Origin of the sequence: Pseudomonas sp. SWRI99 (assembly GCF_014270125.1) — a bacterium.
GTDB classification, from domain to species: Bacteria; Pseudomonadota; Gammaproteobacteria; order Pseudomonadales; family Pseudomonadaceae; genus Aquipseudomonas; species Aquipseudomonas hamedanensis.
Map to the genome: position 1 here is coordinate 116,156 of NZ_JABWQR010000001.1, position 26,515 is coordinate 142,670.

23 protein-coding genes are annotated in these 26,515 nt (G+C 61.3%); 11 read left to right on the forward strand and 12 right to left on the reverse strand.

Features of this window, described 5'->3' with window-relative positions:
* Window positions 1-8 precede the first annotated feature (8 nt).
* The 7 genes from aroB to HU743_RS00500 all read right to left on the reverse strand — a co-directional run bounded on the left by aroB (window position 9) and on the right by HU743_RS00500 (window position 6,651).
* Window positions 9-1,109, reverse strand: a complete 1,101-nt coding sequence (gene aroB / locus HU743_RS00470; protein ID WP_186646092.1) for a 3-dehydroquinate synthase — start codon at window positions 1,107-1,109, stop codon at window positions 9-11.
* Between the two features lie 152 nt (window positions 1,110-1,261).
* Window positions 1,262-1,780: a shikimate kinase AroK gene (gene aroK, locus HU743_RS00475; protein WP_045122260.1), complete on the reverse strand. Its 519-nt coding sequence runs from the start codon at window positions 1,778-1,780 to the stop codon at window positions 1,262-1,264.
* Between the two features lie 4 nt (window positions 1,781-1,784).
* Entirely contained in the window at window positions 1,785-3,863 is a 2,079-nt protein-coding gene (gene pilQ / locus HU743_RS00480) for a type IV pilus secretin PilQ (RefSeq protein ID WP_186646094.1), read from the reverse strand.
* Between the two features lie 13 nt (window positions 3,864-3,876).
* Complete coding sequence (locus tag HU743_RS00485) at window positions 3,877-4,404, reverse strand: pilus assembly protein PilP (RefSeq protein WP_186631892.1); 528 nt, start codon at window positions 4,402-4,404, stop codon at window positions 3,877-3,879.
* A complete protein-coding gene (gene pilO / locus HU743_RS00490; protein ID WP_186549539.1) occupies window positions 4,401-5,024 on the reverse strand; it encodes a type 4a pilus biogenesis protein PilO in 624 nt (207 codons plus the stop codon). Before pilO ends, HU743_RS00485 begins: the two co-directional genes overlap by 4 nt.
* Window positions 5,021-5,587 carry a PilN domain-containing protein gene (locus HU743_RS00495; protein ID WP_186631897.1) on the reverse strand — a complete coding sequence of 189 codons (567 nt, stop codon included), beginning with the start codon at window positions 5,585-5,587 and terminating at the stop codon, window positions 5,021-5,023. The genes pilO and HU743_RS00495 overlap by 4 nt, the downstream gene beginning before the upstream one ends.
* Complete coding sequence (locus HU743_RS00500; protein ID WP_186549543.1) at window positions 5,587-6,651, reverse strand: pilus assembly protein PilM; 1,065 nt, start codon at window positions 6,649-6,651, stop codon at window positions 5,587-5,589. Before HU743_RS00500 ends, HU743_RS00495 begins: the two co-directional genes overlap by 1 nt.
* Before the next feature lie 216 nt (window positions 6,652-6,867).
* Here HU743_RS00500 and HU743_RS00505 point away from each other — a divergent pair, with 216 nt between their 5' ends.
* A complete protein-coding gene (locus tag HU743_RS00505; RefSeq protein ID WP_186646097.1) occupies window positions 6,868-9,315 on the forward strand; it encodes a penicillin-binding protein 1A in 2,448 nt (815 codons plus the stop codon).
* Window positions 9,316-9,568: 253 nt separating this feature from the next.
* On the opposite strand, the gene HU743_RS00510 is transcribed toward HU743_RS00505, so the two are convergent.
* The 3 genes from HU743_RS00510 to rpmE form a co-directional block, all read right to left on the reverse strand.
* On the reverse strand, window positions 9,569-10,837 hold the full coding sequence (locus tag HU743_RS00510) for a malic enzyme-like NAD(P)-binding protein (protein ID WP_186646099.1): 1,269 nt from the start codon (window positions 10,835-10,837) through the stop codon (window positions 9,569-9,571).
* Between the two features lie 184 nt (window positions 10,838-11,021).
* Entirely contained in the window at window positions 11,022-11,804 is a 783-nt protein-coding gene (locus HU743_RS00515) for a thermonuclease family protein (protein WP_186646422.1), read from the reverse strand.
* A 41-nt stretch (window positions 11,805-11,845) separates the two neighbouring features.
* Window positions 11,846-12,070 (reverse strand): 50S ribosomal protein L31, encoded by a 225-nt coding sequence (gene rpmE / locus HU743_RS00520; protein WP_186552137.1) that lies wholly within the window; start codon window positions 12,068-12,070, stop codon window positions 11,846-11,848.
* 288 nt (window positions 12,071-12,358) lie between these two features.
* Between rpmE and HU743_RS00525 the strand changes: the two genes are divergently transcribed.
* The gene (locus HU743_RS00525) at window positions 12,359-14,578 is read left to right on the forward strand and encodes a primosomal protein N' (RefSeq protein ID WP_186646100.1); all 2,220 of its coding nucleotides are present in this window, start codon (window positions 12,359-12,361) and stop codon (window positions 14,576-14,578) included.
* Window positions 14,579-14,728: 150 nt separating this feature from the next.
* On the opposite strand, the gene HU743_RS27325 is transcribed toward HU743_RS00525, so the two are convergent.
* Complete coding sequence (locus tag HU743_RS27325) at window positions 14,729-14,851, reverse strand: hypothetical protein (RefSeq protein ID WP_264082125.1); 123 nt, start codon at window positions 14,849-14,851, stop codon at window positions 14,729-14,731.
* Between HU743_RS27325 and argS the strand changes: the two genes are divergently transcribed.
* The 9 genes from argS (at window position 14,850) to HU743_RS00570 (ending at window position 25,364) form a co-directional block, all read left to right on the forward strand.
* Window positions 14,850-16,586, forward strand: coding sequence for an arginine--tRNA ligase (gene argS / locus HU743_RS00530; protein WP_186646102.1), 1,737 nt, complete (start codon window positions 14,850-14,852; stop codon window positions 16,584-16,586). The genes HU743_RS27325 and argS overlap by 2 nt on opposite strands.
* Before the next feature lies 1 nt (window position 16,587).
* On the forward strand, window positions 16,588-17,298 hold the full coding sequence (locus HU743_RS00535; RefSeq protein ID WP_186619638.1) for an SPOR domain-containing protein: 711 nt from the start codon (window positions 16,588-16,590) through the stop codon (window positions 17,296-17,298).
* Between the two features lie 274 nt (window positions 17,299-17,572).
* Window positions 17,573-18,103 carry an ATP-dependent protease subunit HslV gene (gene hslV, locus HU743_RS00540; RefSeq protein WP_003186641.1) on the forward strand — a complete coding sequence of 177 codons (531 nt, stop codon included), beginning with the start codon at window positions 17,573-17,575 and terminating at the stop codon, window positions 18,101-18,103.
* Window positions 18,104-18,158: 55 nt separating this feature from the next.
* Window positions 18,159-19,496 carry an ATP-dependent protease ATPase subunit HslU gene (gene hslU / locus HU743_RS00545; protein WP_186552141.1) on the forward strand — a complete coding sequence of 446 codons (1,338 nt, stop codon included), beginning with the start codon at window positions 18,159-18,161 and terminating at the stop codon, window positions 19,494-19,496.
* 139 nt (window positions 19,497-19,635) lie between these two features.
* Entirely contained in the window at window positions 19,636-20,007 is a 372-nt protein-coding gene (locus tag HU743_RS00550; protein ID WP_041477560.1) for a DUF971 domain-containing protein, read from the forward strand.
* 256 nt (window positions 20,008-20,263) lie between these two features.
* Window positions 20,264-21,943, forward strand: coding sequence for a class II poly(R)-hydroxyalkanoic acid synthase (gene phaC / locus HU743_RS00555; RefSeq protein ID WP_186552142.1), 1,680 nt, complete (start codon window positions 20,264-20,266; stop codon window positions 21,941-21,943).
* A 94-nt stretch (window positions 21,944-22,037) separates the two neighbouring features.
* Complete coding sequence (phaZ, locus tag HU743_RS00560; RefSeq protein ID WP_186552143.1) at window positions 22,038-22,892, forward strand: poly(3-hydroxyalkanoate) depolymerase; 855 nt, start codon at window positions 22,038-22,040, stop codon at window positions 22,890-22,892.
* A 139-nt stretch (window positions 22,893-23,031) separates the two neighbouring features.
* Window positions 23,032-24,714 carry a class II poly(R)-hydroxyalkanoic acid synthase gene (phaC, locus tag HU743_RS00565; protein WP_186646104.1) on the forward strand — a complete coding sequence of 561 codons (1,683 nt, stop codon included), beginning with the start codon at window positions 23,032-23,034 and terminating at the stop codon, window positions 24,712-24,714.
* A 29-nt stretch (window positions 24,715-24,743) separates the two neighbouring features.
* A complete protein-coding gene (locus HU743_RS00570; RefSeq protein ID WP_186646106.1) occupies window positions 24,744-25,364 on the forward strand; it encodes a TetR/AcrR family transcriptional regulator in 621 nt (206 codons plus the stop codon).
* Window positions 25,365-25,601: 237 nt separating this feature from the next.
* Here HU743_RS00570 and HU743_RS00575 read toward each other — a convergent pair whose 3' ends face one another.
* A complete protein-coding gene (locus HU743_RS00575) occupies window positions 25,602-26,507 on the reverse strand; it encodes a phasin family protein (RefSeq protein WP_186646108.1) in 906 nt (301 codons plus the stop codon).
* Window positions 26,508-26,515: the final 8 nt, after the last annotated feature.

Sequence of the window (26,515 nt, forward strand, 5' to 3'; positions counted from 1 at the left end):
GAATCTTATTAACCTTTAAGCTGAGCCAGGGCGCGGTAATCCGCTCCCAGCGTGGCCTGTAGAACCTCTTTCGGATAATCGTCGGTCACTACCGCTTCGCCCATCCGGCGCAGCAGCACCAGGCGCAGACGACCGTCGATCACTTTTTTGTCGATTGCCATGTGTTGCAGAAAATCGGCTTCGCTCATTTCAGTCGGCGGAACCACCGGCAGACCGGCACGCTGGAACAGACGAATGCCGCGGTCGCGCTCTGCATCGCAGATCCAGCCCAGCCGCGCGGACATTTCCAGCGCCATCACGGTACCCGCCGCGACCGCCTCGCCATGCAGCCAGACACCATAGCCCATGTGGGTTTCGATGGCGTGGCCGAAGGTGTGGCCAAGGTTGAGCGTGGCGCGCACGCCGGTTTCCTTTTCATCGGCACCGACCACGGCAGCCTTGGCCGCGCAGGAACGCTCGATCGCATAGGTCAGCGCGGTTTGGTCCAGCGCACGCAGGGCGTCGACGTTTTCTTCCAGCCAGGTCAGGAACGGCTCGTCGCAGATCAGGCCGTACTTGATGACTTCTGCCAGCCCCGCCGACAGCTCGCGTTCCGGCAGGGTTTTCAGCGACGCGGTATCGATCAGCACCACGTTCGGCTGATAAAAGGCGCCGACCATGTTCTTGCCCAGCGGATGGTTGATGCCGGTCTTGCCGCCGACCGACGAATCGACCTGAGACAACAAAGTGGTGGGAATCTGGATGAAGTCGACGCCGCGCTGGTAGCAGGCAGCGGCAAAGCCGGCCATGTCGCCAATCACCCCGCCGCCGAGGGCGATCACCGTGGTGCGGCGATCATGCCGGGCGGTCAGCAGACCGTCGAAGATCAATTGCAGGGTTTCCCAGTTCTTGTAGGCCTCGCCGTCCGGCAACACCACCGAGATCACCGAGAACTGCGCCAGGCTGCGGGTCAGACGTTCAAGGTAGAGCGGCGCCACGGTCTCGTTGGAGATGATTGCCACCTGACGCCCGTGGATGTGTGGCGCCAGCAACTCGGGCTGATCCAACAAACCTTCGCCAATATGAATCGGGTAGCTGCGCTCGCCCAGGTCGACCTTGAGTGTCTGCATGTGTCCCCACAGTGAAGATGAAAGCAGGCGTCCTGCCCTGAATTATTGGTGTCCTGCGGACTGTAGCGGGTATGACGCCGCTCGCCCGCCATCCGCCACGCCCTCGGCGGGCTGTGGCAGGACGCCGAGGATAGCGCATTTCGAGCGCTGCTTTAACGGGGAGGAAGCTGCGCCAGACGATCGAGAATGTCCAGCACCACCATGCGCGGCGGCCGTTCGTCGGTTTCCACCACCAGATCGGCAATTTCCCGGTACAGCGGGTCGCGGATGGCGAGCAGATCACGCAGGGTTTTCGCCGGATCGGCGGTGCGCAGCAACGGCCGATTGCGGTCGCGGGACGTGCGGCCGACCTGCTGTTCGACGGACGCATGCAGATACACCACGCGTCCGCCCTCATGCAGGGCCTTGCGATTGGCGTCACGCATCACCGCGCCACCGCCGGTCGCCAGCACCACGCCATCGAACGCGCACAGCTCGGCGATCATCGCCTGCTCGCGATCACGAAAGCCGGGCTCGCCTTCCTTGTCGAAGATCCATGGGATATTGGCACCCGTGCGCAGCTCAATTTCCTTGTCGGAATCTTTGAACGGCAGGCGCAGCTCTTTGGCCAGCAATCGGCCGATGGTGCTTTTGCCAGCACCCATCGGTCCTACAAGTATCAAATTTCGCACAGAATCAACGACTCACAGCAATCGCCTGGTTATTCATGATACGCGGAGTGAGAAATACCAGCAGCTCGGATTTTTTCTCCGAAACCACATCACGCCGGAAAAGGCGGCCAAGATACGGCACATCGCCAAGAAATGGCACCTTATCTACAACCTTGCTCTGAGTATTTGAAAAAACACCGCCGATTACGATGGTTTCGCCGTCGTTGACCAGCACCTTGGCGTTGACCTCGTTTTTCTTGATCGGCGGCACATCCTGCACTTTGTTCAGGTAGTCCGGTTCGTCCTTGGTAACCTTGACCTCCATGATGATGCGGTTATCCGGAGTGATCTGCGGGGTCACTTCCAGCGACAGCGAAGCCTCCTTGAACGATACCGAGGTCGCGCCACTGGAACTGGCTTCCTGATAGGGAATTTCAGTGCCCTTGAGGATTTTTGCGGTCTCCTTGTCGGAAGTCACCACTTTGGGTTGTGACACGATCTCACCGTTGCCGGTCTTTTCCATGGCCGTCAACTCGAGGTCGAGCAGAACGTTGTCGGTAATGAAGGCGATGCCGATACCGGAGGTGTTGTTGACGGTACCCATGTCGACGAACGGCGAGTTGGTGCTGGTGCTCCCCGGCGTACCGATGGTGGTCGACGAACCGTTGACCCCTGAGGCGTTCCAGTTGCCCTTGTTTTGAATCGAGCCGCCCCAGCGCACGCCGAGGCTTTTGTCGTAATCGACGTTGGCTTCGACAATCCGCGCCTCGATCATCACCTGACGCACCGGAATATCCAGTTGCGCCACGATCCGCCGCAGTTCGTCGAGGCGATCCTGAGTCTGGTAGGCAATGATGTTGTTGGTTCGCTCATCGACGGTGATGGAGCCGCGCTCATCGATTTTCGCCTCGGCACTGGTCACAGACTGGAACAACTTGGCGATGTCCGCCGCCTTGGCGTAGTTCACCTGCAGCAATTCGCGGCGCAGCGGCGCCAGCTCGGCGATCTGCTTCTGCGATTCCAGCTCCTGACGCTCGCGAGCCGCGATTTCATCGGCCGGCGCCACCAGCAACACGTTGCCGATCTTGCGTTTATCCAGGCCTTTGGTTTTCAGCACCAGATCCAGCGCCTGATCCCACGGTACGTTCTGCAGACGCAAGGTGATGCCGCCCTGCACCGTGTCGCTGGCGACCAGATTGAGGTTGGTGAAATCGGCGATCAGTTGCAGCACCGAACGCACGTCGATGTCCTGGAAGTTCAGCGAGAGCTTTTCGCCCACATAGCTGTTGCGGTCAGCGTTGCGTTTTTGCAGGTCGTCCACCGTCATCGGACGAATGCTGACCGTGAGTTTGTTGTCGGTCTGGAAAGTGGAATAGTCGAACGTGCCGCTGGGCTCGACGCTGATCACCGTGCGGTCCCCGGTCACCGCGGCGTTGACGAACTGCACGGGGGTGGCGAAGTCCTTGACGTCGAGGCGCACGCGCAGTTTTTCCGGCAATTGCGTGTGGGCGAAGCTGAGAGTGATCTTGCCGTCATGCTCCTGGATGTCCGGGGCGATGGTCGGGTCGGACAGGTCGATCACCACATTGCCCTCGCCCTCCGTCCCCCGCTGGAAGTCGACGCCGCGTATGGCGCGGTTACGCGGCACCGACGGTTTGGCAGGCGCTGTCGCCGCCGGGGTGGCACGGGGCGCAACCGCCGCAGTGCGCGGCGCAGCAGCAGGCGCACCCTGCCCGACCACCACGAACAGATTGTTTCCCTCGACTCGAGTACTGTAAGGCGCCAGTTGGGTCAGGCTGACAATCAGGCGCGTGCGGTCTTTGGCTTCCGCCACCGTAGCGGTGCGCGCATTGCCGCTGCCCAGATCAAGCGTCTTGTTCGCCAGCCGACTGGTGACGCCGGGCAGATCAAGGGCGATCCGCGCTGGCAATTCAGTGGTGTAACCCTTGGGCTGCGGTGGCGGTCCGTCGAACGCCAGCTTCAGTTCGACACGGTCCCCTGGCAACGCCGCTACGTCCAGCGTCTTCAGGTTGGCCGCGAGTACCATCGGCGACATCAGCGCTATCCATAGCGAAAAACCGAGGGTGGAGAAAATCCTGTTCATTATTCGACTTCCACTATGAGTGCTCTTTCAAAGGAATGGTGCGCGGGCGCTCCAGCCAGGCGCCCTGGCCGTCGGGGACAATTTCGATGACATCGACCTGGGTGGCACTGATGGCGACGATGCGGCCATCGTTGCGCCCCAGGTAATCGCCGACTTTCAATCGATGCACCCCGCCTGCTCCGCGCAACAGCGCAAAGGAACCGGAGGCATTGGCGATCGTGCCGACCATCTCGAACTGCTCGATATTGAAGCCTTCAAGGTATTGCTTGACCCGGTTGGGGTCAGGCTTGACGTTGCGTGAACCGTGCCGCTGCCCGGCCAGATCGACGCGCACCTGCCGCGAAAACGGGCTGCGCAGATTCGCCGCGCTGTAAGTGAATGTCGGGTAAGACCGGAATGTCGGCGTTGGTTCAATCCGGCCGGCCGGGCGCAGACGCACTTCATTGAGATAAGCATCGAGATCACTGAAGTCATCGCTGCCACCGCAGCCCTGCAAAACCAGCAGAGCCATCGACAAGCCGAAAAAACGCAGCGGGGTCATTTCTGCAGCCCCTTGTCGTTATAACGGTAGGTCTTGGCGAGGATACTCATGCGCAGCTTAGGCCCGCCCTCGGGGTTGGCCGGTGCCAGTTCGAAATCATGCAGGGTGACAATACGCGGCAACCCGGCCACGCCGCTGACGAAGGTCGCGAGATCGTGATAGGCGCCGGTGACGGTGATCCGGATCGGCAGTTCGATGTAGAACGGCTGGGTGACTTCCGGCAGCAGCTTGATCTCCTCGAACTCCAGGCCGCTGCCCAGACCGGTGCGCGTGATGTCTTCCAGCAACCCTGGCACTTCGGTGTCGCTGGGCAATTGCCGCAGTAACACGCCGAAGGTGTTTTCCATCTCCTTCATCTGCTGGGTGTACAGCTCGAGATTGGCCGACAACCGCGCCTTGCTGGCGAACTGTTCCTTGAGGGTGATCTCTTCTTCACGCTTGAGGTCGAGCTGATTCTCCATGTCGCTGATGAAAAAGTGGTAGCCAAGCCCGAGCACCAACACCATCAAAAGCCCTGCGGCAATGACTTTTACCGCGGGCGGCCAGGAGCCGATGTTGCTGGTATCCAGATCGTTGAAGTCGACGCTGCGCAGGCTTTCGAGCCATCCGTTGGGTTTCATCGGTCGTCCTCCCCGGCCTTTGGCTGGGTTTGACGAACGGTCAGCTCGAAGGTGTTGGACTGTTCCAACTGATCGGCCGATGTCGCTTTCACCTCGTTCAGGCTCGGGGCGTCGAACCAGTCGGAGGCGTCGAGGTTGCGCATCAGCTCGGAAACCCGGTTGTTGGATTCCGCCGCGCCACTGATCGACAAGGTCTTGCCGACCATCTTCACGTCGGTGAAGTACACCCCGTCCGGGAGGGTGCGCGCCAATTGATCGAAGATCCGTCCGCTGAGCTGCCGGTTGCCCTGCAAGTCCTGGATGATGCGCATGCGCTCGACCAGTTGCTGGCGGCGCGCCTTGAGTTCGCTGATCTGCTTGATGCGCTCATCGACCTGGGCGATCTGCTTGCCGATGTAGTCGTTGCGCGCCGTTTGCCTTTCAATGGCAGCGCTGATGATCTGATCGGCGATCAGCACCGCGCCGACCGAGCCGACCAGCACACCGATCAGGGCCAGCAGGAAGCGCTTGCGCCGTTCTTCGCGGCGCTCCTCGCGCCAGGGTAAAAGGTTGATCCGCGCCATCAGTCGAAACTCCTGAGCGCGAGCCCGCAAGCAATCATCAGCGCCGGCGCGTCGCTGGCCAGCGCCCCGGCATTGACCTTGCTGCTCAGGGCCATGTCGGCAAACGGATTGGCGACCTGGGTCGGGGTGTTCAGGCGCTGTTCGATCAGGCGATCCAGGCCGGGCACCGAGGCCGTGCCGCCGGCCAGCAGAATATGGTCGACCGCGTTGTACTGGCCGGAAGCGAAGAAGAACTGCAACGAACGGGAGACCTGCTGTACCAGCGCCTCGCGAAACGGTTGCAAGACCTCGCTGATGTAATCGTCGGGCAGCCCGCCCTGCTTTTTCGCCAGCCCCGCCTGCTCGACGGTCAGGCCGTAGCGGCGCTGGATCTCCTCGGTGAGCTGGCGGCCGCCGAACAATTGCTCGCGGGTATAAATGATCTTGCCGTTGTGCAGGACACTGAGCGTGGTCATGGTCGCACCGATGTCCACCACCGCGACCGTGAGACGTTCCTGGGAGGCGGCCAGTTGTGTCGCCAGCAGGCCGAACGAGCGCTCCAGCGCATAGGCTTCAACGTCCACCACGCGCGCGGTCAGCCCGGCAAGCGCCAGCGCTGCTTCACGCACCTCGACGTTTTCCTTGCGGCAGGCGGCCAACAGCACGCTGACCCGTTCCGGGTTGCGCGGCGACACGCCCTGGACTTCGAAGTCGATCGCGACTTCATCCAGCGGATAGGGAATATATTGGTCGGCTTCGATCTTCAGCTGGTTTTCCAGCTCGTCGTCGGACAGCCCGGCGTCCATCTCGATGACCTTGGTGATGACCGCCGAACCGGCCACCGCCACCGCCACGCTTTTGAGACCCGTACGCGCCTTGACCAGCACGCGGCTCAGGGCCTGGCCCACGCCCTCGAGTTCGGCGATGTTCTTTTCGACCACGGCACTGGCCGGCAACGGCTCCACCGCATAGGCCTCGACCCGGTAGCGATTGCCGTGGCGGCTCAGTTCCAGCAGCTTCACCGAAGTGGAACTGATGTCGATGCCCAGTAACGCGTTGGTCTTTTTCTTGAAGAGTCCCAGCACTACCAATTCCCTATGACTTTCCGTGAGTTACGGACTCTGTAATACGCATTGCGTTCCTTCACTCCCGCCTTGACAGAAGCGCCAATGACGCCCCCGGCGGAAAAGTGCTTATAATGCCCAGCGATTTTTTCCGCTTTTTACTGCCAGCGCCGGTCGTTTTGTGTGTAGCGCAACCCCGTCGCCAAATTCATTCTTTGCCTTGGATGTCCAAAAGCCTTGATTCGTCTGCTGAAATTTTTCGGTTGGTCCATCGTCGCCGTTTTCTGCGGACTGCTATTGAGTCTCAGCGGCGCGTTTCTTTACCTTAGTCCGGGTTTGCCGTCTGTGGAGGCGCTGAGAAGCATTCAGTTGCAGATTCCCCTGCGGGTCTACAGCAGCGACGACAAGTTGATCGCAGAGTTTGGCGAAATGCGCCGCACGCCGATCCGTTTCGCCGACATTCCGCCCAATTTCATTAATGCGTTACTAAGTGCTGAAGACGACAATTTCGCCAACCATTACGGCGTCGATCCAAGCAGCCTGATGCGCGCGGCGACCCAGTTGATCAAGAGCGGGCACATTCAGTCCGGCGGCAGCACCATCACCATGCAGGTGGCGAAGAACTTCTTCCTCACCAGCGAGCGCAGCTTCTCGCGCAAAACCACCGAAATTCTTCTGGCCCTGCAGATCGAGCGACAGCTGACCAAGGACGAGATCCTTGAGCTGTACGTCAACAAGATCTATCTGGGCAACCGCGCCTATGGCATCGAAGCGGCGGCGCAGGTGTATTACGGCAAGTCGATCCGTGACGTCAGCCTGGCGCAGATGGCAATGATTGCCGGCCTGCCGAAGGCACCGTCGCGCTTCAACCCGCTGGCCAACCCGGCACGCAGCAAAGAGCGCCGCGACTGGATCCTCGGGCGCATGTACAAACTGGGGAAAATCAGCGAAGCCGACTACACCGCCGCGATCAACGAGCCGCTGAACGCCAGCTACCACGTGCCGACTCCGGAAGTGAACGCGCCGTATATCGCTGAGATGGCCCGCGCCGAAATGGTCGGGCGCTATGGCAGCGACGCTTACACCGAAGGCTTCCGCGTCACCACCACGGTGCCGAGCAACCTGCAGGAAATGGCCAACACCGCGCTGCACGAAGGCTTGATGACTTACGACCAGCGTCACGGCTACCGTGGCCCCGAGTCGCGCCTGCCGGGCAAGACGCGCGAGGCCTGGGCCAGCGAATTGACCAAACAGCGCACCATCAGCAGCCTGGAACCGGCCATCGTCACCCAGGTCGACAAGGCCGGCCTGCAAGTGCTGACGCGTACCGGTGAAGAACACGTGGCCTGGGACACCATGAAATGGGCGCGACCGTTCCTCAACACCAACAGCATGGGTCCCAACCCGCGCCAGCCAGCCGATGTCGCGCAGGTCGGCGACCTGATTCGGGTGCAGCGCCAGAAGGACAACTCGCTCAAGTTCAGCCAGATTCCGCAGGCCCAGGGCGCGCTGGTGTCGCTGGATCCGCAGAACGGCGCGATCCGCTCGCTGGTCGGCGGTTTCGCGTTCGAGCAGAGCAATTACAACCGCGCCATGCAGGCCAAGCGTCAGCCGGGCTCGAGCTTCAAGCCGTTCGTCTACAGCGCCGCGCTGGACAACGGCTACACCGCTGCCAGCCTGGTGAACGATGCGCCGATCGTGTTCGTCGACGAGTACCTGGACAAGGTCTGGCGGCCGAAGAACGACACCAACACCTTCCTCGGCCCGATCCGTCTGCGCGAGGCGCTGTACAAGTCGCGCAACCTGGTGTCGATCCGCTTGCTGCAAGCGATGGGTGTGGGCAAGACCATCGACTACATCACCCGCTTCGGCTTCAACAAGCAGGACTTGCCGCCGAATCTGTCGCTGGCGCTGGGCACCGCGACGCTGACGCCGATGGAAATCGCCACTGGCTGGAGTACGTTTGCCAACGGCGGCTACAAGATCACCCCGTACATCATCGACAAGATCGAAAGCCGCAACGGCGACACGCTGTTTGTCGCCAACCCGCCGACCGTACCGCAGGGCGGCTCGGCGACCGACGGCATCGCCGCACCGAACACCGAATCGTTCACGGTCAACGCCGCTCCGGTTGCGGGTGAAGCCGCGGGTAGTCCAGCGGTGCCGCAAGCGCCAGCAGTGGCTGAACGCATCGTCGATGCGCGCACTACCTACATTCTCAACAGCATGTTGCAGGACGTGATCAAGCTCGGCACCGGCCGGCGTGCGCTGGCCATGGGCCGTAGCGATATCGCCGGCAAGACGGGGACCACCAACGAGTCGAAAGACGCCTGGTTCTCCGGTTACAACGCCGATTACGTGACCACGGTCTGGACCGGTTTCGACCAGCCGGAAAGCCTCGGTCGTCGTGAGTTCGGCGGCACCGTGGCGCTGCCGATCTGGATGAATTACATGTCGGCCGCGCTGAAAGACAAGCCGCCGCATGTGCAGCCTGAGCCGGAAGGTTTGCTCAGCCTGCGGGTGGATCCGGTCAGTGGCCGTGCAGCGTCGCCGAGCACACCGGGCGCGTACTTCGAGCTGTTCAAGGCTGAAGACACGCCGCCATCGGTGAACGAGCTGGGCAATGGCGTAGCGCCGGGCAGTCCGTTACCGGCGGATGAACAGGCGCCGATCGATTTGTTCTAGGGGAGCAGCTGCAAGCTACAAGCTACAAGCGGCAAGCAAAAGCGCGAACCCCGCACACCGCTTGTAGCTTGTAGCTTGTAGCTTGTAGCTTGTAGCTTGCAGCTTGCAGCTTGCAGCTTGCAGCTTGCAGCTTGTAGCTTGTAGCTTGCAGCTTGCAGCTTGCAGCTTGCAGCTTGCAGCTTGCAGCTTGCAGCTTGCAGCCGCCCATAAAAAAACCCAGCACCAGGCTGGGTTTTTTTATGGGCGGCTGCTTTTAACCGTTGAACACGTCATCCACGCTTTTCAGCGGGTAGTTCTTCGGATACGGCAGAGTAGCCACACCAGTCTCGATCGCGGCTTTGGCCACGGCGTCGGAGATCAGGGTGATCAGGCGCTTGTCCATTGGCTTCGGAATGATGTACTCACGGCCGAATTCCAGCGGTGCACCACCGTAGGCGTCGCACACGTCCTGTGGCACTGGCAGTTTGGCCAGTTCGCGCAGGGCGTTGGCCGCCGCCACTTTCATTTCTTCGTTGATGCGCTTGGCGCGAACGTCCAGGGCACCGCGGAAAATGAACGGGAAGCCGAGCACGTTGTTGACCTGGTTCGGGTAGTCCGAACGGCCGGTGGCCATGATCACGTCGCTACGGGTTGCGTGCGCCAGTTCCGGGGAGATTTCCGGATCCGGGTTGGAGCAGGCGAACACGATCGGGTTCGCTGCCATCGACAGCAGGCCTTCGGCGCTCAGCAGGTTAGGACCGGACAGACCGACGAACACGTCAGCGCCTGCCAGTGCGTCAGCCAGGGTGCGCTTTTCGGTAGCGTGGGCGAACACGGCTTTGTACTGGTTCAGGTCGTCACGGCCGGAGTGGATCACGCCGGTACGGTCAACCATGAAGATGTTTTCGATGCGGGCGCCCATGCTCACCAGCAGCTTCATGCAGGAGATGGCCGCAGCACCGGCGCCCAGGCAGACGATTTTCGCGTCCTGCAGGGTTTTGCCGACGATTTCCAGAGCGTTGATCATGCCGGCAGCGGTGACGATTGCGGTGCCGTGCTGGTCATCGTGGAACACCGGAATATCGCACTGCTCGATCAGAGCGCGCTCAATCTCAAAGCATTCTGGCGCCTTGATGTCTTCCAGGTTGATGCCACCAAAGGTGATGGAGATGCGCTTGACGGTGTCGATGAAGGCTTGCGGGCTTTCCGAGTCGACTTCGATGTCGAACACGTCGATGCCGGCGAAGCGCTTGAACAGCACGCCTTTACCTTCCATCACAGGCTTGGAGGCCAATGGGCCGAGGTTACCCAAGCCGAGAATCGCGGTGCCATCGGAAATGACTGCCACCAGGTTGCCCTTGCCGGTGTACTTGTAGGCCAGTTCAGGATCGCGGGCGATCTCACGCACTGGTTCAGCTACGCCGGGGCTGTAGGCCAGCGACAGGTCGCGGGCGGTAGCAGTGGCCTTGGTGAGCTCGACACTCAGCTTCCCCGGACGAGGATGGGCGTGATATTCGAGAGCGGCAGTTTTCAGATCAGACATTTTGGCATTCCGCTTTTTACTGTTGGACAGACTGGTCAGCGAGGATACGCGCCTCGCAAAGTCCCCACAAGACTGAGCGGTCACCCCTGTCAAGCGCCCGGCCCTACGACTTTGGGCCAAGAGCCACGGCGCACAAGGGCTTGACTGTTCACAATCGACTTAAAAAATGTCTACAATTTTTTCGTCAGCGCAAAACCTGCAACATTGCCGGATCGGTCAGCGGAAGCAGCCAGCGCGGCTGTCCCGTTTGTAATCCACCGCGCCGCGAACGATCGACCACCCAGCCGCGCGCCTCGATCTGCTTGCCCTTGAGGGCCTGGAGCCGGGCATTGTCGAATTGTCCGACCAGATTGGGTGCAACACGCAATACAAGCGCATCGTGCATTTCGATCCAGATTCCGCCGCGATTGCGCTGGACCTTGCTCACACGACCACTGACCACGGCAAAACCCGAGCGCTGAATCTGCTGCGCTTTCAGTACAGGCGACTGGCGCCAGAGACCCAGACCGGCTTGCCGCGCACTGCGCTCGGCGGTCTGCTGGCAGGCAACCAGATCGACATTCGGCGCCACCGCGACCTGAAATCCAAGGCCATCGGCGAGCATTTGCGCCTCGATATTGGCGCCTTGCGCACTGTAAACATGCGCCAGGGTGCGCCCGTAGTGATCTTTCGCCTGCTTGCCAGGCAGTAAACCGACCCGACCGCCGCTGTCATCCACCAAGGCTTGCAGACGTTTGCGCGCCGCCACCGCGAATGGCTCGTCACTGCGGCCCTGCTTGCCCAGTTCCGGCGTGTTGAGGCCGATCATCCGCACGCTGCGGCCATCGCTCAGGCGCAGCGTGTCGCCATCAACCACGCGCTGCACGCTGACACTGGTCAGCCCTGAGGGCGCTGGACAGAAGGCCTGCGCGCCGGACAGCCAAATCGCAGACACAAAAAAGGCGCCCGCAAGGGACGCCTTTTTCATCAGTCCGGAGAAGTCGAGACGACTTTCCAAAATGATCAGCCTCAGGCTTTTGGAGCAACTTTGCCGAAAGCGCCGAAACGGTCTGCGAACTTCTGCACACGACCGCCGGTGTCCAGAGTCTTCTGCTTACCGGTGTAGAACGGGTGGCATTCGTTGCAAACGTCGATCGACAGGGCTTTGCCGAAGGTCGAACGAGTTTCGAACTTGTTACCGCAGCTGCAGGTAACAGCAATTTCCGGGTAGTTCGGATGGATATCGGCTTTCATGGTGTCTTCCTCAGGCTAGCGTGCCGCCACCCAACACTATTGTTGAATACCGCACGTAATTAGGCCGCGGATTCTACCAGACCTTTTCGATCACGCAAGCTGTCACCGAGACCGACCGTCTGCTAGGCTCCCGGCCCAATACGCGATTCCCTTGTAGGAGTGAGCCTGCTCGCGATAGCGGTATTTCAGACGACATAAATGTTGAATGACAGACCGCTATCGCGAGCAGGCTCACTCCTACAAGGTTATGTGCCTAGCCATACCGCCCGTTTATAGAGATCCCCCCGCGTGCCCGACGCCATTTTGCGCCTCGCCCTGCCTTCGCCCCTGCGCCGCCTGTTCGACTACCGGGCGCCGGCCGGCGTGCGGCGCGAGCAATTGCAGCCGGGCATGCGCCTGCGGGTGCCGTTCGGGCGGCGCGAGATGATCGGGATTCTGGTCGAGGTCACCGATACCAGCGAAGTGCCGGTGGAAAAACTCAAGCCGGCCCTGGCCCTGCTCGACGCGACTTCACCGCTGCCGCCGGCGCTGTTCAAGCTGTGCCTGTGGACCTCGCAGTATTACCAGCACAGCCTCGGCGACACCTTGAACTGGGCGCTGCCGGTGCTGCTGCGTCAGGGCGAGCTGGCCGAGGCCCGGCAGGAACGTTTCTGGTCGATTGCCCCCGGCGCCAGCGTCGACGACCCGCGAGTCGCCCGTGCGCCGCGCCAGCGTGAAGCCCTGACCACGCTGGCCCAGCACCCCCACGGCGTGGCTCATCAGTTGCTGAGCAAACTGATGTTGAGCAAGGACAGCCTCGATCTGCTGCTGGACAAGGGGCTGGTGCAGGTAGAAATTCGCCGGCACGCGCCCGGCACGCGCCATGAACATTGGCTGGCGCAACCGGAACTGCCGCTCAACAGTGAACAACGTGCGGCGTATGAAGCTATTCGCGCCGGCTTCGACAGCTATCACGCGTTTCTGCTGGCTGGGGTAACCGGCAGCGGCAAGACCGAAGTCTATTTGCAGCTGATCCGCGAAACCCTCGAGGCCGGCAAGCAGGCGCTGGTGCTGATCCCGGAGATCAACCTCGGACCGCAGACCCTGGCGCGCTTCGAGCAGCGTTTCAATGCGCGCATCGCCCTGCTGCACTCGGCGGTCAATGATCGCGAACGCCTTGAAGCCTGGCTTGCCGCCCGCGATGGCGAGGCCGACATTATTATCGGCACCCGTTCGGCACTGTTCACGCCGATGAAAAAACCCGGGCTGATCATCATCGATGAAGAGCACGATGGCTCCTATAAACAGCAGGAAGGTTTGCGCTACCACGCCCGCGATCTGGCGTTGGTGCGCGCGCGGCAGGAAAATATCCCGATCGTACTTGGCTCAGCGACGCCGTCACTGGAAAGCCTGCACAACGCCTACACCGGGCGCTACGGCCTGCTGCGCCTGAACGAGCGCGCTGGCGGCGCCAAACAACCGCGCTTCCTGCGTCTGGATGTGAAAAGCCGGCCGCTGGACAGCGGCATTTCCGGGCCGATGCAGCAAGCCATCGGCCAGACCCTCGCCAATGGCCAGCAAGTACTGGTGTTTCTCAACCGACGCGGATTTGCCCCGACCCTGCTCTGCCACGATTGCGGCTGGATGTCCGAGTGCTCGCGTTGCGATGCGCGCATGACCGTGCATCAGCGCTACGGCGAACTGCGCTGCCACCACTGCGGCTATGTCGAGCGCACGCCGCGCCAGTGTCCGAAGTGCAACAAGGTCGATCTGCGGCCGGTGGGCGCCGGTACCGAGCGCGCCGAGGAACGCCTGGCGATTCTGTTTCCCGATTACCCGGTGCTGCGCGTCGATCGCGACAGCACCTCGCGCAAAGACGCGATGAATCAGCTGTTCGCGACCATCCAGAAAGGCCAGCCATGCATTCTGGTCGGCACGCAGATGCTGGCCAAGGGGCACCATTTTCCACGGGTGACGCTGGTGTCGATTCTGGATGCTGACGGCGGCCTGTTTTCCGGCGACTTCCGCGCCAGCGAGCGCATGGCGCAGTTGATCGTGCAGGTCGCCGGGCGCGCCGGACGGGCGGAAGAGCCGGGCAAAGTCATCATCCAGACGCATCTGGCCGATCACCCTTTATTGGTGCAACTGACCGAGCAGGGCTATTTCGCCTTTGCCGAGCAAGCGCTGAGCGAGCGCCGTGCCGCCGGGCTGCCGCCGTTTGCGCATCTGGCGCTGCTGCGCGCCGAAGCACACAAGCCGGGGCAGGCGGAGGGCTTTCTCGATGAAGCGTGCAGCGCGGCCGAGCGTTTGCTGGCCGAGCTGAATCTGAGCGCGATCGAGTTGCTCGGACCGGTGCCGGCGCCGATGGAACGCCGCGCCGGGCGCTATCGTGCGCAGCTATTGTTGCAGGCGTCGGCGCGGGCACCGCTGCACCGGTTGCTGGCGAGTTGGCTGCTGGTGCTGGAACAGATGCCGAGCGGGCGGGCGGTGCGCTGGTCGCTGGATGTCGATCCGGTGGATTTGTATTGAGCTGACCTGTGGCGAGGGAGCTTGCTCCCGCTGGGGCGCGAAGCGCTCCTGATATCAGGCTTGGCAATCTGGCCTTATATCTGCAGCTTACTTTTTTACGACTGCTTCGCAGTCGAGCGGGAGCAAGCTCCCTCGCCACAGGGCAATTTGTCACCACAAGTCCATAAGCTGCCTGCTAAGGTTGGCAAGCCCGTCTTCGCAACGGATAATGCCCAGTTTTTCCACCCGCGCACCGATGCGCCCGCCGCGCTTGCGGTCGAAAGAGAAGACCATGAAAGACACCATTCGCCAGCTGATCCAGCAAGCCCTCACCCAACTCGTCAACGAAGGTGTGTTGCCTGAAGGCCTGTCGCCGGCGATTCAGGTGGAGAACGCCCGCGACAAGACCCACGGCGACTTCGCCAGCAACATCGCAATGATGCTGGCCAAACCTGCGGGCATGAAGCCACGTGATCTGGCGGAAAAAATCATCGCCGCGCTGCCGGCTGACGAAAACGTCACCAAGGCCGAGATCGCCGGCCCGGGCTTCATCAACTTCTTCCAGAATACCCAGGCCCTGGCCGCGCGCCTCGACGCCGCCCTCGCGGATGCCCATGTCGGCGTGCGCAAGGCCGGCCCGGCGCAGCGCACCGTGGTCGACCTGTCGGCACCGAACCTGGCGAAAGAGATGCACGTTGGCCACTTGCGCTCGACCATCATCGGCGACGGTGTGGCGCGCGTACTCGAATTCCTCGGCGACGACGTGATCCGCCAGAACCACGTTGGCGACTGGGGCACCCAGTTCGGCATGTTGATGGCGTACCTGCAGGAAAACCCGATCACCAGCGACGAGCTGTCCGATCTGGAAAACTTCTACCGCGCCGCCAAGCAGCGTTTCGACGAATCCGAAGAATTCGCCGACCGCGCCCGTGGCCTGGTGGTCAAGCTGCAGGCCGGCGATGCCGAATGCCTGGCGCTGTGGACCCGGTTCAAGGACATCTCGCTGTCGCACTGCCAGAAGATCTACGAACTGCTCAACGTCAAACTGACCATGGCCGACGTCATGGGCGAAAGCGCCTACAACGACGATCTGATCAACGTGGTCAACGACCTCAAGGCCGCGGGCATGCTGGTTGAGAGCAACGGCGCCCAGTGCGTGTTCCTCGATGAGTTCAAGAATGCCGACGGCGACCCGCTGCCGGTGATCATCGTCAAGGCTGACGGCGGTTACCTGTACGCCACCACTGACCTCGCCGCCGTGCGCTACCGCAGCGGCAAGCTGAAGGCCGATCGTGCGCTGTATTTCGTCGACCAGCGTCAGGCCCTGCACTTCCAGCAAGTGTTCGCCGTGGCGCGCAAGGCCGGTTTCGTCACCCATCCGATGGAAATGGAACACATGGGTTTCGGCACCATGAACGGCGCCGATGGCCGTCCGTTCAAGACCCGTGACGGCGGCACCGTGAAGCTGATCGACCTGCTGACCGAAGCGCAGGAGCGCGCCTACAGCCTGGTGAAAGAGAAAAACCCGACCCTGGCCGAAGACGAATTGCGCAACATCGCTAAGGTCGTCGGCATCGGCGCGGTGAAATACGCCGACCTGTCCAAGCATCGCACCAGCGACTACAGCTTCAACTTCGACCTGATGCTCAATTTCGAAGGCAACACCGCACCGTACCTGCTGTATGCCTACACCCGGGTGGCCGGCGTGTTCCGCAAACTGGGCAAGGATTTCAGCGAAGTCGAGGGACAGATCGTTCTCGAAGCAGAACACGAGCACGAACTGGCGGCGAAACTGGCGCAGTTCGGCGAAGTGCTCAACAGCGTTGCCGAGAAAGGCACGCCGCACATTCTCTGCACCTACCTGTATGACGTTGCCGGCCTGTTCTCCAGCTTCTACGAGAACTGCCCGATCCTCGCCGCCGAGACCCCGGCGCAAATGCAGAGCCGCCTGCGCCTGGCCGCACTGACCGGTCGCACCCTCAAGCAAGGCCTGGAGCTGTTGGGTCTGGAAACTCTGGAGCGTATGTAAGTTGGCCGCCAAGAAAAAACCTGCACCCAAACGCGGCGCCAGCCGCTATCAGGCACCTGCGAAACAACCGATTCCGGGCTGGCTGTGGATGGCCATCGGCCTGACCGTCGGTGCGTTCATCGTGTTTCTGATGAAACTGGAACCGGGCAAGGGCAGCGATACCGTCAAGCGCGAGAAGGTCGAGCAGCAGCAGAAAGCGTCGAAGATCGCCGAGGCCAACAAGACCCCGCCGAGTCCGACGCAACCGGTCAAGCCGAAGTATGACTTCTACACCTTGCTGCCGGAATCGGAAGTGATCGTACCGCCGGACGCCGTGCCGGAGAAAACCCTGCCGACGCCACAAGTGCCGGCGATCCCGACCACGCCAGTGACCCCGGCCGAAGCAGCGAAGATCGATACTGCACGGGCTCAGGCAGCCCTGGCCGGGATCACCCCGCCACCCGCGCCGCCGGTGAGCAAAGCGGCGCCGGTGACCAAGTTCTTCCTTCAGGCCGGTTCGTTCCGCAAGGAGACGGATGCTGACAAGGTCCGTGCGCAGATCATTCTGCTCGGCCAAACGGTGGCGGTAGAGTCCGGCACCGTCAAGGACGAGACCTGGTATCGCGTTCTGGTCGGGCCTTTCAGCAACCGTGAACAACTGACCACGGCGCAGAAACAACTGGCCGGTGCAGGCTTCAGCAACCTGTTGTTACAACAACGCCAGAGCCGCTGACTGTGGCGAGGGAGCTTGCTGTGGCGAGGGAGCTTGCTCCCACTGGGGTGCGAAGCGCCCCTAAACCCTGTGAATTCGGGCATCAGACAGACCGCATCCGCTGAATTTGCGACTGCTGTGCAGCCGAGCGGGAGCAAGCTCCCTCGCCACAGGGACTTGCATCCCCTCACCACACCGCTCGTCCCCTCTGCCGCGCCATGGTTGAAATCCCTGTCACCACCCCCATATGAATGGGCATAAGGCACTTTCGCCCAGCTGTGTGGAGACTCTTCCCTTGACCACCATCGTTTCAGTCCGCCGCCACGGCAAAGTCGTCATGGGCGGCGACGGCCAGGTTTCTCTCGGCAACACCGTGATGAAAGGCAACGCGAAAAAAGTCCGTCGCCTGTACCACGGCCAGGTCATCGCCGGTTTCGCCGGGGCCACTGCCGACGCCTTCACCCTGTTCGAACGTTTCGAAGGCCAGCTTGAAAAACATCAGGGCCACCTGGTCCGCGCCGCTGTCGAACTCGCCAAAGAATGGCGCACCGACCGCTCCCTGAGCCGCCTCGAAGCCATGCTCGCGGTCGCCAATAAAGACGCCTCGCTGATCATCACCGGCAACGGTGACGTGGTCGAACCCGAAGATGGCCTGATCGCCATGGGCTCCGGCGGCGCCTACGCACAGGCGGCGGCCAGCGCGCTGTTGAAAAAGACCGACCTGTCGGCTCGCGAAATCGTCGAAACCGCCCTCGGCATCGCCGGCGACATCTGCGTATTCACCAACCACACCCAGACCATTGAGGAGCAGGATCTCGCTGAATAAGCCTGTTGCGGCCAATGTGCCACGGCTTGTTTCTGCTTGAGGACCGCCAATTATTATGTCCATGACTCCCCGCGAAATCGTCCACGAACTCAACCGCCACATCATCGGCCAGGACGATGCCAAGCGCGCCGTCGCGATCGCCCTGCGCAACCGCTGGCGCCGCATGCAACTGCCTGAAGAGCTGCGCGTTGAGGTGACCCCGAAAAACATCCTGATGATCGGCCCGACCGGTGTCGGTAAAACCGAGATCGCCCGGCGCCTGGCGAAACTGGCCAACGCACCGTTCATCAAGGTCGAAGCGACCAAGTTCACCGAAGTCGGTTACGTCGGCCGTGACGTCGAATCGATCATTCGTGATTTGGCTGACGCTGCGATCAAGATGCTTCGCGAGCAGGAAATGACCCGCGTGCGCCACCGCGCCGAAGACGCCGCCGAAGACCGCATCCTCGACGCGCTGCTGCCGCCGGCACGCATGGGCTTCAGTAATGAAGAAGCGCCGAGCTCCGATTCCAACACCCGCCAGCTGTTCCGCAAGCGCCTGCGCGAAGGTCAGCTGGATGACAAGGAAATCGAAATCGAAGTCGCTGAAGTGTCCGGCATCGAAATCGCCACGCCGCCGGGCATGGAAGAAATGACCAACCAGCTGCAGTCGCTGTTTGCCAACATGGGCAAGGGCAAGAAGAAGTCGCGCAAGCTCAAGGTCAAGGAAGCACTGAAGCTGGTCCGCGACGAAGAGGCCGGGCGCCTGGTCAACGAAGAAGAGCTCAAAGCCAAGGCGCTGGAAGCCGTCGAGCAGCACGGCATTGTGTTCATCGACGAGATCGACAAGGTCGCCAAGCGCGGCAACGTCGGCGGTGCCGATGTCTCCCGTGAGGGCGTACAGCGCGATTTGCTGCCGCTGATCGAAGGCTGCACCGTGAATACCAAACTGGGCATGGTCAAGACCGACCACATCCTGTTCATCGCCTCCGGTGCGTTCCACCTGAGCAAGCCGAGCGATCTGGTGCCGGAGCTGCAAGGTCGTCTGCCGATCCGCGTCGAACTCAAGGCGCTGAGCCCGGAAGACTTCGAACGCATCCTCAGCGAACCGCACGCCTCGCTCACCGAGCAATACTGTGCGCTGTTGAAAACCGAGGGCCTGAACATCCAGTTCCAGCCCGAGGGCATCAAGCGTCTGGCGGAGATCGCCTGGCAGGTCAACGAGAAGACCGAGAACATCGGTGCCCGTCGCCTGCACACATTGCTTGAGCGTCTGCTCGAAGAGGTGTCGTTCAGTGCCGGCGATCTGGCCAGCGCCCATGACGACACGCCGATCCTGATCGACGCCGAGTACGTCAACAGCCACCTCGGCGAATTGGCGCAGAACGAAGACCTGTCCCGCTACATTCTGTAAAGCTGCAAGCTACAAGCTACAAGCTACAAGCTACAAGCTACAAGCTACAAGCTACAAGCTACAAGCTACAAGCTACAAGCTGCGAGCTGCGAGCTGAGTTAAGCTTGCGGCTTGTTGCTTGCAGCTGAAGGCTGTTTTCATGATTCCCACCGACATCAAACTGCACAAAGCCTCGAAAACCCTGACGCTGACCTACGCGTCCGGTGAGGAATTCACCCTGCCCGCCGAATTTCTACGCGTGCATTCTCCCTCCGCCGAGGTCCAGGGCCACGGCAAACCGATCCTGCAATTCGGCAAGCTCAACGTGGGTTTGAGCAAGCTGGAACCGGCCGGCAACTACGCACTGAAACTGACCTTCGATGACGGGCATGACAGTGGCCTGTTCACTTGGGAATACCTCTACGAACTCGGCAAACGCCAGAACGAACTCTGGGACGATTATCTGGCCGAGCTGCGCGCCGCCGGAAAGTCCCGCGACCCGAACGAGTCATTCGTCAAGCTGATGCTCTAGGCCGTGGCTCTTGCTCTTTAGAGGGCATTTTCTAATTTCATCTGTTTGAATGCTGCGCTCATACGGCCCAGGATGGGCCGCTTGCGAAAAAAATTAAACTCGGGTAACCAATGGAGCTGGCAAGTTCCCTGCAGTGCTCTAAGCCTGTAAAGCAGCTATGCAGAATCAACGGTCACCCGAGCAGCAGTACCCGGCATTGGCTGTGGAACCGACAGCGCACACCGGGTACTCGTCTCAGGACAATGGAGCGTCGTAGATGAGTAACAAGAATAACGATGACCTGAAGTACCAAGCCTCGGAAAACACCCTGGGGCTTAATCCCGTCGTCGGGCTGCGCGGAAAGGATCTGCTGGCCTCTGCTCGCATGGTGCTCAAACAGGCCATCAGACAACCGATCCATAGCGTCAGGCACGTGACCCATTTCGGCCTCGAGCTGAAGAATGTGCTGCTCGGCAAATCGGCTCTGCAACCGGCCGGCGATGACCGCCGCTTTGCCGATCCGGCGTGGAGCCAGAACCCGCTCTATAAACGTTACCTGCAAACCTATCTGGCCTGGCGCAAGGAACTCCACGCCTGGATCGATGACAGCAGCCTGTCACCGAAAGACATTGCTCGCGGGCACTTCGTCATCAATCTGATGACCGAAGCCATGGCCCCGACCAATACCGCCGCCAACCCGGCAGCGGTCAAACGCTTCTTCGAAACCGGCGGTAAAAGCCTGCTCGACGGCCTCTCGCATCTGGCCAAGGATCTGGTGCATAACGGCGGCATGCCGAGCCAGGTCAACATGGGCGCGTTCGAGGTCGGCAAGAGCCTGGGCGTGACCGAAGGCGCGGTGGTGTTTCGCAACGATGTGCTGGAACTGATCCAGTACCGACCGATCACCGAGCAGGTCCACGAGCGGCCGTTGCTCGTGGTGCCGCCGCAGATCAACAAGTTCTACGTTTTCGACCTGAGCCCGGACAAGAGCCTGGCGCGCTTCTGCCTGCGCAACAACGTGCCGACGTTCATCGTCAGTTGGCGCAATCCGACCAAGGCCCAGCGCGAGTGGGGCCTGTCGACCTATATCGAGGCGCTGAAAGAAGCCGTCGACGTGGTCAGCGCAATTACCGGCAGCAAAGACGTGAACATGCTCGGTGCCTGCTCTGGCGGCATCACCTGCACCGCCCTGCTCGGCCACTACGCGGCGCTGGGCGAGAACAAGGTCAATGCCCTTACGTTGCTGGTCAGTGTGCTCGACACGACGCTGGACAGCGACGTCGCGCTGTTTGTCGATGAGCAAACCCTGGAGACCGCCAAGCGCCACTCGTATCAGGCCGGCGTGCTCGAAGGCAAGGACATGGCCAAGGTCTTCGCCTGGATGCGCCCCAACGACCTGATCTGGAATTACTGGGTCAACAACTACCTGCTCGGCAACGAGCCGCCGGTCTTCGACATCCTGTTCTGGAACAACGACACCACGCGCCTGCCAGCGGCATTCCACGGCGACCTGATCGAGATGTTCAAAAACAACCCACTGATTCGCCCCAATGCACTGGAAGTGTGCGGCACGCCGATCGACCTCAAGCAGGTCACTGCCGACATCTTCTCGCTGGCCGGCACCAACGATCACATCACACCGTGGAAGTCCTGCTACAAGTCGGCGCAGCTGTTTGGCGGAAAAGTTGAATTTGTGCTGTCGAGCAGCGGCCATATCCAGAGCATTCTCAACCCGCCGGGCAATCCGAAATCGCGCTACATGACCGGTGAAGAAATGGCCGCGACGGCCGATGACTGGCAGGAGAACTCGACCAAACACACCGACTCCTGGTGGCTGCACTGGCAAGCCTGGCTGGCCGAACGCTCGGGCAACCTGAAAAAGGCCCCGACGAAACTGGGCAACAAGGCATACCCGGCGGGCGAGGCTGCGCCAGGCACTTACGTACATGAGAGATAGCGGCAAGCTTCAAGCTGCAAGCGACAGGCTGAACGGGTTCGGCTTGAAGCTTGCGGCTTGCAACTGCTCCCAACTGACCCGAAGGGTTTGACCCATGCCGCAACCGTTCATATTCCGCACCGTCGATCTGGATGGCCAGACCCTCCGCACGGCGGTACGCCCGGGCAAGCCGCACTTGACGCCCTTGCTGATTTTCAACGGCATCGGCGCCAACCTGGAGCTGGTGTTTCCGTTTGTCGCGGCGCTGGACCCGGATCTGGAAGTGATCGCCTTCGACGTGCCCGGTGTCGGCGGATCGTCGACACCGAATCGGCCGTATCGTTTTCCCGGGCTGGCCAAGCTGACGGCACGCATGCTCGACTACCTCGATTATGGCCAGGTCAACGTGATCGGTGTGTCGTGGGGCGGCGCGCTGGCGCAGCAGTTTGCCTACGACTACCCCGAGCGCTGCAAGAAACTGGTGTTGGCCGCGACTGCCGCCGGCGCGGTGATGGTGCCGGGCAAGCCGAAGGTGCTGTGGATGATGGCGAGTCCGCGGCGCTATATCCAACCGTCCCACGTGATCCGCATCGCGCCGTTGATCTACGGCGGCTCGTTCCGCCGCGATCCGACCCTGGCGGCCAGCCACGCGGCAAAAGTGCGCTCGGCGGGCAAGCTCGGTTACTACTGGCAACTGTTCGCAGGCCTGGGCTGGACCAGCATCCACTGGCTGCACAAGATCCATCAGCCGACGCTGGTGCTGGCCGGCGATGACGATCCGCTGATTCCGCTGATCAACATGCGCTTGCTTGCCTGGCGCATTCCCAATGCGCAATTGCACGTCATCGACGACGGTCACTTGTTCCTGATCACCCGCGCCGAAGCAGTGGCGCCGATCATCATGAAATTTCTCCAGGAGGAGCGGCAACGCGCCGTGATGCACCCGCATCCGACATCGCTGGGCGGATAACCGCTGCGGCAGGCTTTATGCAGGACGTTTTACACGCCAGCGCGGCAGGACGCCGCGCAGGCAGCAACCCGCAACAGCGTCTATGGTGTTCTGGTTCGGCGCGTTTGTTTTTGGCCTGAAGACGAAGGAGTGTTGAGTCATGCGTGACAAACCAGCGACGGGCGTGGTGCCCAGCCCCGCCGTGTTCATCAACGCACAAAGTGCGATCGCCGGCCTGCGCGGTCGGGATCTGCTCTCGACTTTGCGCAGCGTTGCTGCCCATGGCCTGCGCAACCCGGTCCACAGTGCCAGGCATGCGTTGAAACTTGGCGGCCAACTGGGCCGCGTGCTGCTCGGCGAAACCCTGCACCCGACCAACCCGAACGACAGCCGCTTTGCCGATCCGGCCTGGAGCCTGAACCCGTTTTACCGGCGCAGCCTGCAAGCGTATCTGGCCTGGCAGAAGCAAGTGAAAAGCTGGATCGACGACAGCGACATGAACCCTGACGACCGTGCCCGTGCGCACTTCGCCTTCACTCTGCTCAACGATGCCGTCGCGCCGTCCAACACGCTGCTCAACCCATTGGCGGTCAAGGAGCTGTTCAATTCAGGCGGCCACAGCCTGGTCCGTGGCCTCAGCCATCTGTTCGATGACTTGCTGCACAATGATGGTCTGCCGAGGCAGGTGACACGACAGGCTTTCGAGGTCGGCAAAACGGTCGCGACCACCCCCGGGGCCGTGGTGTTTCGCAACGAACTGCTCGAGCTGATCCAGTACCGACCGATGAGCGAAAAGCAGTACGCCAAGCCGCTGCTGGTGGTGCCGCCGCAAATCAACAAGTACTACATTTTTGACCTGAGCCCGCACAACAGCTTCGTCCAGTACGCCCTGAAAAACGGTCTGCAGACATTCATGATCAGCTGGCGCAATCCCGATGTGCGACACCGTGAGTGGGGCCTGTCGAGCTACGTCGAAGCGGTGGAGGAAGCGATGAACATCTGCCGGGCGATTACCGGCGCGCGCGAGGTCAACCTGATGGGCGCCTGTGCCGGAGGCCTGACCATCGCCGCCCTGCAAGGGCATCTGCAGGCCAAACGGCAACTGCGTCGCGTCGCCAGTGCCACTTATCTGGTCAGCCTGCTCGACAGCCAGATCGAAACGCCGGCCACGCTGTTTGCCGACGAACAAACCCTCGAAGCCGCCAAGCGTCGCTCTTACCAGAAGGGCGTGCTCGACGGTCGCGACATGGCCAAGGTGTTTGCCTGGATGCGCCCCAACGACCTGATCTGGAGCTATTTCGTCAACAACTACCTGCTGGGCAAAGAGCCGCCGGCCTTCGACATTCTTTACTGGAACAATGACAACACCCGCCTGCCCGCGGCGTTTCATGGCGATCTGCTGGACTTCTTCAAGCACAACCCACTGACCCATCCGGGCGGCCTGGAGGTCTGCGGCACCCCGATCGATCTGCAGAAGGTCACTGTCGACAGCTTCAGCGTCGCCGGCATGAACGACCACATCACGCCGTGGGACGCGGTGTACCGCTCGACCCTGCTGCTCGGCGGCGACCGCCGCTTTGTGCTGTCCAACAGCGGCCACGTGCAGAGCATCCTCAACCCGCCGAACAATGCAAAAGCCGCGTACGTCGAGAACGGCAAGCTGAGCAGCGATCCGCGGGCCTGGTACTACGATGCCAGACACGTCGACGGCAGCTGGTGGCCGCAATGGCTGGAATGGGTACAGCAGCGCTCGGGCGCGCAACAGGAAACCCGGATGACCCTCGGCAACCCGAACTATCCACCGATGGAGGCTGCGCCCGGCACTTACGTGCATGTGCGCTGACGCTCAAGCGAATTTTCTAAGAAGACTGGATGAAAACCCGCGACCGGATTCTCGAATGTGCTTTGCAACTGTTCAACGAAAAGGGCGAGCCGAACGTCTCCACCATGGAAGTGGCTAACGAAATGGGCATCAGCCCGGGCAACCTCTACTACCACTTTCATGGCAAGGAGCCGCTGATTCTCGGTCTGTTCGAACGCTTTCAACTGGAACTGACGCCGTTGCTCGACCCGCCGCCCGAGGTCGAACTGGCGCCGGAGGACTACTGGCTGTTTCTGCATTTGATCGTCGAGCGGCTGGCGCAGTACCGCTTCCTGTTTCAGGACCTGTCAAACCTCGCCGGACGCTTGCCGAAACTGGCCAAGGGCATCCGCCATTTGCTCAATGCGTTGAAGAGGACGCTGGCGTCGTTGCTGGCAAGGTTGAAGGCTTCCGGGCAGTTGGTCAGCGATACTCAGGCATTGGGCCAACTGGTCGAGCAGATCACGTTGACGTTGCTGTTCTCCCTGGACTACCAACGAATTCTCCACCGTGCGGGGGAAGTCAGGCTGGTGGTGTACCAGATCATGATGCTGGTGGCACCGCATCTGCTGCCGCCGGTCAAGGTGGCGACTGAGCGGATGGCGCTGCAATATCTTGAGGATCACGACTGAGCGGTACTACGTTGCGATGATTATCCAATGTGGGAGCGAGCTTGCTCGCGAAGGCGTCCGTTCAGGCAATTGAGTTGCCGGATGACATACCGCATTCGGTATGTCATCCGGCAACTCAATTGCCTGAACGGACGCCTTCGCGAGCAAGCTCGCTCCCACAGGGATTTGCGGTGATAGTGAGATGCACGAAAAACGCCCGACCTTCACAGGCCGGGCGTTTTGTTTTGCTCTGAAGCGTCAGGACTGACTGGTTGGCGTCGACGGTGTCGAAGTTGCAGTCGGGGTAGCCGCCGGGGTCGGAGCCGAAACGGAGTTCGACGCGCTGGCCGCCGCTGTCGGAGCAGCCGATGGCGTGGCGGCCGGTTTCGGCGCAGCGGTTTTCGGCGCGGCCGGCTTTTTCACAGCAGGTTTTTTCGCCGCAGCCGATTTCGCTGCAGGCTTCGCAGCAGGCTTGGCGGCCGCGGTTTTCACTGCTGGCTTGGCCGCTGGTTTCGCTGCAGTTTTAGCCGCAGGTTTAGCGGCCGGTTTCGCAGCGGTTTTGGCTGCGGCCGGTTTGGCTGCAGCCTTGACCGCAGGCTTGGCAGCGGCAGTTTTGGCCGCCGGCTTGGCCGCCACTTTCACAGCAGGTTTAGCCACCGCTTTGGCCAACGGCTTGACTGCGGTTTTCGCCGCAGGTTTGACCGCTGCCGTTTTTGTGGCCGGTTTTGCCGCAGCGGTTTTCGCCGCCACAGGCTGCGCTTTCAGACCGGTGAGTTTTTCGATCTGTCTGGTCAGCGTGTCGACCTTGGCATTGAGTGCCTTGACCTCGTTGCGGCTCGGTACGCCAAGGCGCGAGATCGCGCTGTTCAGGCGCTTGTCGAAAGCCCCCTCCAGCTCGTCCCACTTGCCCAGGGCGCGGTCTTTCACGCCGCTGATGCGCGACTTGGCCGATGTCGTCGAGTCCTCGACTTTCTTGCCGACGGCGGACTTGGTGAGTTTCTCGGCTTTCTCGCCGTCTTTGACCAATGCATCGAAGAGCTTGGTGCCGTCAGAGTCGATCTTCGAGTACACGCCTAAACCCGCCAGCCAGATTTTTCGGGAGTAGTCTTCGACCTTCCCGATCCACGAGCTGCCTTCTTTATCGGTGTTCTTTTTACCAGCCATCCCGTTCT